Annotated in this window: 6 protein-coding genes; 4 read left to right on the top strand and 2 right to left on the bottom strand. The window is 45.1% G+C overall.

Annotation, left to right across the window (positions count from 1 at the left end; translation table 11 throughout):
- Positions 1-196: 196 nt before the first annotated feature.
- Positions 197-901 (bottom strand): hypothetical protein, encoded by a 705-nt coding sequence (locus BZA03_RS04435; RefSeq protein ID WP_039229438.1) that lies wholly within the window; start codon positions 899-901, stop codon positions 197-199.
- A 267-nt stretch (positions 902-1,168) separates the two neighbouring features.
- On the opposite strand from BZA03_RS04435, the gene BZA03_RS04430 reads away from it, so the two are divergent.
- A complete protein-coding gene (locus BZA03_RS04430; RefSeq protein ID WP_110288066.1) occupies positions 1,169-2,071 on the top strand; it encodes an RDD family protein in 903 nt (300 codons plus the stop codon).
- Between the two features lie 143 nt (positions 2,072-2,214).
- Here the strand turns inward: BZA03_RS04430 and BZA03_RS04425 are convergent, their stop codons facing one another.
- Positions 2,215-4,611: a Lon protease family protein gene (locus tag BZA03_RS04425; RefSeq protein ID WP_014976416.1), complete on the bottom strand. Its 2,397-nt coding sequence runs from the start codon at positions 4,609-4,611 to the stop codon at positions 2,215-2,217.
- A gap of 512 nt (positions 4,612-5,123) precedes the next feature.
- Here BZA03_RS04425 and BZA03_RS04420 point away from each other — a divergent pair.
- The 3 genes from BZA03_RS04420 to lptE all read left to right on the top strand — a co-directional run bounded on the left by BZA03_RS04420 (position 5,124) and on the right by lptE (position 9,204).
- A complete protein-coding gene (locus tag BZA03_RS04420; protein ID WP_110288065.1) occupies positions 5,124-5,741 on the top strand; it encodes a hypothetical protein in 618 nt (205 codons plus the stop codon).
- Positions 5,742-6,052: 311 nt separating this feature from the next.
- Positions 6,053-8,656, top strand: a complete 2,604-nt coding sequence (gene leuS, locus BZA03_RS04415) for a leucine--tRNA ligase (protein ID WP_075176514.1) — start codon at positions 6,053-6,055, stop codon at positions 8,654-8,656.
- An 11-nt stretch (positions 8,657-8,667) separates the two neighbouring features.
- Positions 8,668-9,204, top strand: a complete 537-nt coding sequence (gene lptE, locus BZA03_RS04410; protein ID WP_014976413.1) for an LPS assembly lipoprotein LptE — start codon at positions 8,668-8,670, stop codon at positions 9,202-9,204.
- The last annotated feature ends 15 nt before the right edge of the window (positions 9,205-9,219 follow it).

The raw sequence follows: 9,219 nt of genomic DNA, 5'->3' as shown, positions 1-9,219 counted from the left end.
GCGAATAAGCCGAGCGCTTACTCTGTACTTTCTACCTAAAGCTTCAGAATTTTTCTCTTCGACTAGCTGAGCGAGCTTTATTTTAAACGCTCTATTGTGTTTTGACATAAAAAGACCCCCAATAATTGGAATGTCCAACTAATGGGGGTCACTTCATTTCGGCGGTTTTTTTTAAAGCGTTATCTATCAGTAATAATTAACTTTTCATTTTGATTAGCGTATCAGCTTCTACCGTGAAACGATTAAAGAAATCGTCTTCTAGTTCGCCGGTGATGCGTACGCGCTCGCCTTTCATTAGCGTTAGGTAACCATCCGCATCCACAGGTGCGTCCTCTAACTCATCAAGCTCTACCGTGAGGGTGGTATCGCCCACGTCAATTTGTAACGCTTCTTTGCCAATTGATTTGACCGTACCTACAAGCACCATTTCTTCATCGTCAAACTCAATGTTACTTGCTGTACTTAAATAAAGATCTGCCGAAGCCTGATTAACCGACTCAGCTAAGTACACAGTATCCATACCATCAACAATCACACTCTGAGCAACTAACCTTTCGCTCGAAAACATGCCATCATCAAGACGCGCCGTTACCATGACTTCTTCGCCTTTCATTTTTGCATAGGCATTACTGTCAAGGTCGGTGTCTCTTAACTCAACAAAGATATTCCCGTCACCGTAGTCTAACGTAAAGAATTTTGAATCTACAGCAGACACCTCACCGGTCAACGTAATCCACGTATCACCAGACTCAGATGTTCTGGACTCAGGTTGCACTGACGCTGAAGCTGCTTGCATTTGCGCAGTTTTCATCTCGTCAACGTTAGCTTGTGCCATAGCAGATGAGCCCATCATAGCGACTGAAACCAGAGTTGCTGTAATCGTTCGTTTTGAGTTAAACATCGTAACCTCCTTAAAGGCATCATTGTTATCCATTCGATAATCTCTGATGCAAACCCAATGCCGCACATATAAATCAATAACTTAAGTGAAATACACTTAAATTATCTATTTGCCAAAAAAGAAAAATATTCCGACTATTGAAGAGATTACACTGTATCCTGCATGGGTATTTGTGAGGTGCTTACCCTTCAGATAAAAGAGTTAAAATAATACGCCTTACTGTGTAAAGTAGTGTTATGGAATTAGGTTAAGCACAGTGGACGGCAAATGTCTCACCCTCATCAACATATTGATACGCCACCTATTAGTAGTGATGTCGAAAATAATACTGCAGATAAATTAGAAACCGTTGAAACAAAGGATATAGTCACGCCCTATGCGTTTGGCGTTGCTAGCTCGCTGTTGGGCAAGCGTCTGGCTACACCTTTTCAACGAGGGTTGGCTCAGTGTATTGACCTACTATTTGTCGCCATTCTGAGCTCACTGGATGCACTGTTTTTGGCGATTATTGCTACAGTGACGTTTTATAAAGCTAGCCGCAACGTAGCCAATCAAAGCCATAAAAAAACTACGCGTTCATTTCTTCGAATAGGTGGAGCGTTCATGCTCTTTTGGACAGTGTTGCTTACGTTAGATGCTGCCAATGAGGCTAATTACTTTCGTGACGATGCAACTGTCAGCAACGTGATCGACTCGCCTAATCGCCCAGGTGAGAAAAATGGTGCGAATGATGATATTGGAGTAAATGAGCAATTTGTAAATAAAGGTGTGCATGAAAATCGCCTACAGGAAGCTGAAGGTATTGAAAGTGACCTAGCAGATTTCGATGACGCAACTTCAGAGCCCTCAGCAAACACATACAGCATTGTCGCGTGGATCAAAGGGTTAATTACTGAGCTTGGCTTAGGCTTTGGTTGGGCCGCGCTTTATTACAGCGTGTTTACCGCTTGGTTTAACGGAAAAACTCCAGGTAAACGACTGCTAAATATACAAGTGCTCAAACTCGATGGTTCTGGACTGTCGCTATGGGAGAGCTTTGGTCGTTATGGAGGTTATGGTGCGGGTTTAGCAACTGGCTTGTTGGGATTTGTGCAAATTTACTGGGATCCTAACCGACAAGCGATCCAAGATAAAATTTCAGAAACTCTGGTCATCAGCACCCGCGATTAGCGCGCTCTGGTACTTGCATTTAACATTGAATGGCTGTGTGCGCGTTCTATTGAAAAAGCGCTTCTTTATTAGCGCACCAACCAAGATTAATGCAAAAATCAAGAAGCGCGTCTCGACACTGCAAGTACGCGCTTCGTTTTTATCTATTCTCCATCGCCCCCATTAACAATAAGCGCAATATTGTATAGACGGTTTACGGCATGGTAGTTGATTGAATTTTTGGGGTAACGACCTTTGCTGCTTATTTTACCCGCTTCCTGTTCCATCAAAATAGATAGCGCATCATCAACGGTCTCTACAGTGTAAATATGGAACAGCCCTTTTTTCACTGCGTCGATAACGGTGGCATCTAATACCAAATTAATCGCATTTGATTTAGGAATAATCACGCCCTGCGTACCGGTAAGGCCGCGGTGTTGACACAAGTCGAAAAAACCTTCTATCTTTTCGTTCACACCGCCAACCGCTTGCACTTCACCATACTGGTTTATGGAACCCGTGATAGCCAAGGTTTGTAAGCAAGGGATTTCAGTCAACGCAGAGATAAGCGCAACCAGTTCACCAAGGGATGCACTATCGCCATCAATATGTCCGTATGACTGCTCTAGCGCTATATTTGCCGATAGGGTTAACGGGAAATGCTGGGCATACTTGTTGCCCAAGTAGCCGTTTAGCAACATAACGCCTTTTGAGTGAATAGGCTGTCCAAGCTCTACCTCACGCTCAATATCAACGACACCACTTGCGCCGGCAAATACAGTAGACGTAATGCGTGCTGGCGTACCAAATGCAGTGTCACCAATATCCAATACCGTTAACCCGTTTACTTTGCCTACCGCTTTTCCTTCAGTGGCAATTAGCACGTGCCCTTCTTTAATATCGTTTAATAGTGTTTGACTGACGCGGCCGGTGCGACGCTTCTTGGCACTTAATGCGGTTTTTAAATGATCAAGTTCTAGTGTGTCGGCATTAGATTTCTGACAGAAATAATAGGCTTCATTAACTAGCTCGATAACTTCAGCGAAGTGCGCAGATAGCTTTTCTTTGTGTTCAGCCATTCTTAACGAGTACTCAACTAGCCTGCACATCGCGTTAGCGGTAATGCCTTTAAGTCCTAACTGAATAAGATGCGCACGTACTTTGCCCACGAAATCAAAAAGCGCCTGTCTGGTGACGGGAATTTCCAAATCAAAATCCACCAACACTCTAAACAGTTCATCAAACTCGTCATCGTAATCTTGCAGCGTGTAGTATAAATCACGCGAACCTAACAGAACGATTTTCACATTTAAGTCGATGGGCTGTGGATTGAGCGTAATGTTGTTCACCATACCCACATCTTGCTGAGGTAAGTCCATGCGCAAGCGCTGTGACTTGATGGCAAGCTTAAGAGTATCCCACACGAAAGGTTGTTCAATAAGTTGGTCGACATCCAACAACAAATAACCGCCATTTGCACGATGGAGCGCACCGGGCTGAATCATGCGATAGTTGGTAAACACGCTGCCGTGAATGTTGGTGTACTCTATTTTGCCAAACAAATTTTGATAAGTAGGGTTCGGCTCATAAATAACAGGGGCTGCGTCATCGAGTTTATTCGACACCAAAACGTTAGGAAGAAATTGCTCTTCTAAAAATATCTTCTTGTCGAAGTCATCACTCTTCTCTTCTTTCTGCTCTTCACTGTGAATGACTAAGATAGCGTTGACCAATGCAGTTTTAAGCTGCTTGAGGTACTTCATTACCCCTAGCTCAGACGCGTATTTGTGCTCAAGCACTTTTAGCAGCGGCTTAATCCCCTGCTCTGCGGTCTTTTTGTCAAGCTCACGCAGACGCTCAGAGTTTTCGCGTTTCCACGTAGGCAGGCTTAACAGACCTTCGCTTAACCTATTTTCTAGTTCGTCAATAAGAGTATAAAACCCTTCCCGCTGTGCGTCAGTTAAGGACGCAAACTCTGTGTCACTTATTGGCTTGCCGTTAACGATAGGTGAAAACGTAATAGAGCCACCCTCTTCGTACAGCGCAACATCATTCGCTTGTGCGTAACGCTCTACCGCATCGATAGCCGCATCGTACTTTTGCTCGAATTCTCTGGAAATTGACGCGCGACGGCGCTGATATCCCGGGTTATCAAAAGCAATGGGCAGTGAGTCTAAGACATCGTCAATAAGCGCAGCCATGTCCTTGTGGAATGCTTTTCCACCACCGGGAGGAAATTTTAGCGCAACAGGTTCGCGCTCTTCGTCAAAATTGTTGATATAACAACAATCATCAGGCGCCGGTAGCTGGGCAACTTGGCGTTCAATGTAATCCTTCACTAGAGTGAAGCGCCCCGTAGCGGGCTCACCCATCACGTAAAGGTTGTAGCCTTTGGTGTTAATACCTAACCCAAACGTAAGTGCTTCACGCGCGCGCTCTTGCCCAATGAAGGTCGCATTTAGCGCTTCATCATCTTTTAAGGCACTGTTTATCGCTCGGCGATTTATGGTAGGTGAAAGCGCGTCTACATCTAACGCATATAATTTACTGTCTACAGACATGTCTGTTCTATCTTTGTTTCTTTACTTAAGTGAAACCCTAATTAACATTAGTGTCAAACGCTTATCCTGAATAAGGCAGCTTTGCATCGCTAATTGCACAACAAACAACCACCTTCATGATTTTAGAGAGGAATTGACAAGCACTACGAGCTTTTTGTGGCCTTCATTAGAACTGATAACTTGCGACACAAGGTGTAGCGTTTAATTAAAGCCGAAAAGGAGTTAAGTACGAAAGAACTTACTTCAATTTAACCGCTGCATTTATTTCTGCCACATAATTTGGATCAGAGCATTAAAATCACAGCGATAAGAAAAGCGCGCCAAGGTCAGAGCCGTAAGGACAATGTGGTCAAGACAAAGCTCTGAAGAATCCTGTAACAGTAAGGCTTTAAAGTAGGTAGCAACGCAAGCTGCTTTCAATTACCTTAGAAAACACAAAAACCGAAATTCGTTTTGGCGACGAGACCAGGTTTCGCGCGCAATAACCAATGAACAAAAACAGGGTAATAACAATGACAAAAAAATTGAAAACTCGCTCACCCCTTCTGCTCACCTCCGCTTTCCTTGCTACTTTTCTGGGTACGGCATTTTCTTCAATGAGTATTGCTAACGTAAACTATGCAGATAACTCAGGGTTTTCTATCACCAATGAGAGTGAAAGCTATGCGCCAGTTGAAGTCGTGTACTCTCATTTTATTCAACATGTGGATATGTGGTGGCCGAAAGACCACACATGGTGGAAAGGTGCTTTGCGCATAGATGAGCAGGCTGGTGGCTGTTTCTGTGAAACGACAGACACGGCGAGTGCAGCGCATATGAAGGTAAGCTATGTTGAACCGAACAAAAAAGTGGTGATGACAGGTGGCTTAGGCCCGCTTCAAGAAATGGGTATGTCAGGTGCACTGACATGGGAATTCAGCACAATAGCATCGAGCACTTCATCGGATGCAAACACACAAGACGGTCGCATACCGAAAACTAAAGTCACCCTTACCTACCACGCCTCAGGCAATATTCACTTTAATGGCCAAAAAGCATCTAACGAAGACGCCGCCAATTTAGTTCGAGTAGTCGACAAAGTGCAGGCGCAACAACTAAATGCGCTAACCGCGTTTAGTGACAATAATTAGATGTGACACCGGGGCCTGTTTATCGACAAGATAAGATGGCGCCAAGAGAAAGTAAGATGAGCAAATGGGGCGAGTTCTGGTGTTCAATCGGCGTAAACTGTGTCATTAATGCTCACTTTTCAAGCAAGCAACAATAAATATTGCCAAGTTCGGTATTAAGCTATTGAGGCATGGCTTAGCGCTGGGTTATTCTATTGGGCTATATGTATGTTAAGTGGGTGAATCCCACGTGCGGTTAGTTGGCGTTGCTACAAACTCGCCTTATGCCGCCCCATAAACGTTTTAACTTTTAATGCGGAAGCCTAAGTTTCATGGCCGATAATCAGTACAATCCGAAAGACATTGAACAACGCGTTCAGCAATACTGGGAAGAAAACCAATCGTTTAAAGCAAATGACGACGTAGAAAAAGAAAAGTTCTACTGCCTGTCTATGTTCCCATACCCTAGTGGCCGACTTCACATGGGCCACGTGCGCAACTACACCATTGGTGACGTGATCAGCCGTTTCCAGCGCATGCAGGGTAAAAATGTATTGCAGCCTATGGGTTGGGATGCTTTTGGTCTTCCGGCTGAAAACGCAGCAATTAACAACAACACTGCACCTGCGAAATGGACATACTCAAATATTGATTACATGAAAAACCAACTTCGCTCGTTGGGTTTCGGTTACGACTGGGATCGCGAAGTAACCACATGTAAATCAGATTACTATCGCTGGGAACAGTGGTTCTTCACACGCCTTTACGAAAAAGGTCTTGTTTACAAGAAAAACTCTACTGTGAACTGGGACCCTGTGGACCAAACTGTTTTGGCTAACGAGCAGGTAATCGATGGTCGCGGATGGCGCTCTGGTGCGCTGGTTGAGCAAAAAGAGATCCCTCAGTGGTTTATTAAAATTACTGACTACGCCGAAGAACTTTTACAAGACTTAGAACAGCTTGAAGAATGGCCAGACCAAGTACGCGCAATGCAGGCAAACTGGATTGGCCGCTCTGAAGGTGTTGAAATTACCTTCGATTTAGCGTCAGCGGTTAACGACATTGCCGATTTGACGGTATATACCACGCGCCCAGATACCTTCTACGGCGTTACTTACGTTGCAGTGGCTGCGCAGCACCCTCTTGCCGAATTCGCAGCAAAATCGAACCCAGATTTAGCGGCCTTTATCGACGAATGTAAAAACACCAAAGTTGCTGAAGCTGAATTAGCAACCATGGAGAAGAAAGGTTTCGCCACGGGTTTTGAGGTTGTTCACCCACTAACCGGTGAAAAGCTTCCAATTTGGGTCGCTAACTTCGTGTTGATGGACTACGGTTCAGGCGCGGTAATGGCTGTTCCTGGCCACGACCAGCGCGATTGGGAATTTGCGACTAAATACAACCTACCTATTCAACAAGTCATTGCGCCAAACGCAGGTGATGAAGATAAGTGCGACCTTACCGCCTCTGCATTTACTGAAAAAGGTAGCTTGATCAATTCAGATAAGTTCGACGGTCTTGAGTTCGATGCCGCATTTAATGGTATTGCTGATGAACTTGAAAGCAAAGGCTGTGGAAAGCGCAAAGTAAATTACCGTCTTCGTGACTGGGGCGTAAGCCGTCAGCGCTACTGGGGCGCACCTATTCCAATGCTAAATTTGGAAAACGGTGAATCTGTTCCGGTTCCTGCTGACCAACTACCGGTTGTTTTGCCTGAAGACGTAGAAATGAATGGCGTTACCTCGCCAATTAAAGCTGACCCTGAGTGGGCAAAAACCACATACAATGGCGAAGCCGCGTTACGTGAAACGGATACCTTCGACACCTTTATGGAGTCATCGTGGTACTACGCGCGCTATGCCTGTGCTACTAACAACGACGCCATGCTTGATCCAACATCAGCTAACTACTGGTTACCAGTAGATCAGTACATTGGTGGTATCGAGCACGCTATCTTGCACTTACTTTACTCGCGTTTCTTCCACAAGTTGTTACGCGATGAAGGCTTGGTAAACTCTGATGAGCCGTTCAAGCGTTTGCTGTGTCAAGGTATGGTATTAGCCGACTCGTACTATCGTGAAGACGCGTCGGGTAAGAAAACCTGGTTCTCGCCTACCGAAGTAAGCACTGAAAAAGACGACAAAGGCCGTATTGTTAAAGCATGGCTAACCGCTGACGGTGAAGAAGTTATTCACGGCGGTATGACGAAAATGTCTAAGTCGAAGAATAACGGTATCGACCCGCAAGAAGTTATTGACCAATACGGTGCCGATACGGTGCGTTTATTTACCATGTTTGCTGCGCCACCGGAGCAAACCCTTGAGTGGGTAGACTCTGGTGTTGAAGGTGCAAACCGTTTCTTACGTCGTATCTGGAAATTAGTGACCGAACACGTTGAAAAAGGCACGCCAGAAGCGATTGATGTTAAGGCACTGTCGAAAGACCAACAGGCACTTCGCCGTGAAGTACATAAGACCATTGAAAAGGTGTCTGATGACTTAGGCCGTCGTCAAACCTTTAACACTGCGGTTGCAGCGGTGATGGAATTGTTAAACCACCTTCAAAAAGCACCACAAGAAAACGCGCAGGACATCGCAATTATGCGCGAAGCCTGTGAATCTATCTTGTTGCTTCTAAACCCTATTACGCCGCACATCGCTCACGAGCTATGGAAAGTGTTGGGTCACAGTGAAGATATCGATTTAGCGCCATGGCCACAGGCTGATAAAGCCGCATTGGTTGAAGACGAGAAGCTTATCATTGTTCAGGTTAACGGTAAGGTGCGCGCTAAGATGACAATTGCTGCTGATGCAAGCAAAGAGAGCATTGAAGCATCTGCGAAAGAACAGCCTAACGTTCAGCAATTCATCGAAGGTAAGACCATTCGTAAAGTGATTGTTGTGCCTGGCAAGCTTGTAAACATTGTAGCTAACTAGGTCAGATACTGATGAAAAAGCACTTACAATTCGCAGTCGCTGTGTTGGGAACCGTATTGGTTACTGGCTGTGGCTTTCATTTGCGAAGTAGCCCTAGCTTACCTGACGACATAAACACCGTTGCTATTGAAAGTGCCCGAGCACACGCGCCCTTGGCGCGTGCGCTTGATAAACGCTTAAACGTTTACGGTTTATCCAGTGTTAGCGTAGATAAAACATCGCGCTCTAACCAAAACGTAAACATCTATTTGCTTCCAGAGAAATTAGAACGTCAGCTGCTGTCGGTTTATCCTTCGGGTCAAGTTGCTGAATATGAACTGATATATGTTGTGCGTTACCGCGTGCAGTTTCCTGGTAAGGAAGCGGTAATGGTGCAATTTGAAGTAGTACGTGACTATCAAGACGACCCTGACCAAGTGTTGGCAAAGTCTCGCGAACTTGAATTGATGCTAAGTGAAATGCGCGATGAAGCCGCTGATATCATGATCAGACGCCTTTCCAGTCAGGCAGCCGCTGCACCAAATGCATCAACTTCCGTTAGTCAGTAAACATCAGAATTTTTC

Source organism: Alteromonas sp. I10, assembly GCF_003201515.1.
In the GTDB taxonomy this organism is placed as follows: Bacteria; Pseudomonadota; Gammaproteobacteria; order Enterobacterales; family Alteromonadaceae; genus Alteromonas; species Alteromonas macleodii.
The sequence above is the reverse complement of the archived record's forward strand: the minus strand, read 5'-3'. Positions and strand labels throughout refer to the sequence as shown.

What these genes read in the sequence shown, in the direction of transcription:
- leuS (WP_075176514.1), top strand. Translation starts at nt 6,053, where the DNA reads ATGGCCGATAATCAGTACAATCCGAAAGACATTGAACAACGCGTTCAG.
- BZA03_RS04425 (WP_014976416.1), bottom strand. Translation starts at nt 4,611, where the DNA reads ATGTCTGTAGACAGTAAATTATATGCGTTAGATGTAGACGCGCTTTCA.
- lptE (WP_014976413.1), top strand. Translation starts at nt 8,668, where the DNA reads ATGAAAAAGCACTTACAATTCGCAGTCGCTGTGTTGGGAACCGTATTG.
- BZA03_RS04430 (WP_110288066.1), top strand. Translation starts at nt 1,169, where the DNA reads ATGTCTCACCCTCATCAACATATTGATACGCCACCTATTAGTAGTGAT.
- BZA03_RS04420 (WP_110288065.1), top strand. Translation starts at nt 5,124, where the DNA reads ATGACAAAAAAATTGAAAACTCGCTCACCCCTTCTGCTCACCTCCGCT.
- BZA03_RS04435 (WP_039229438.1), bottom strand. Translation starts at nt 901, where the DNA reads ATGTTTAACTCAAAACGAACGATTACAGCAACTCTGGTTTCAGTCGCT.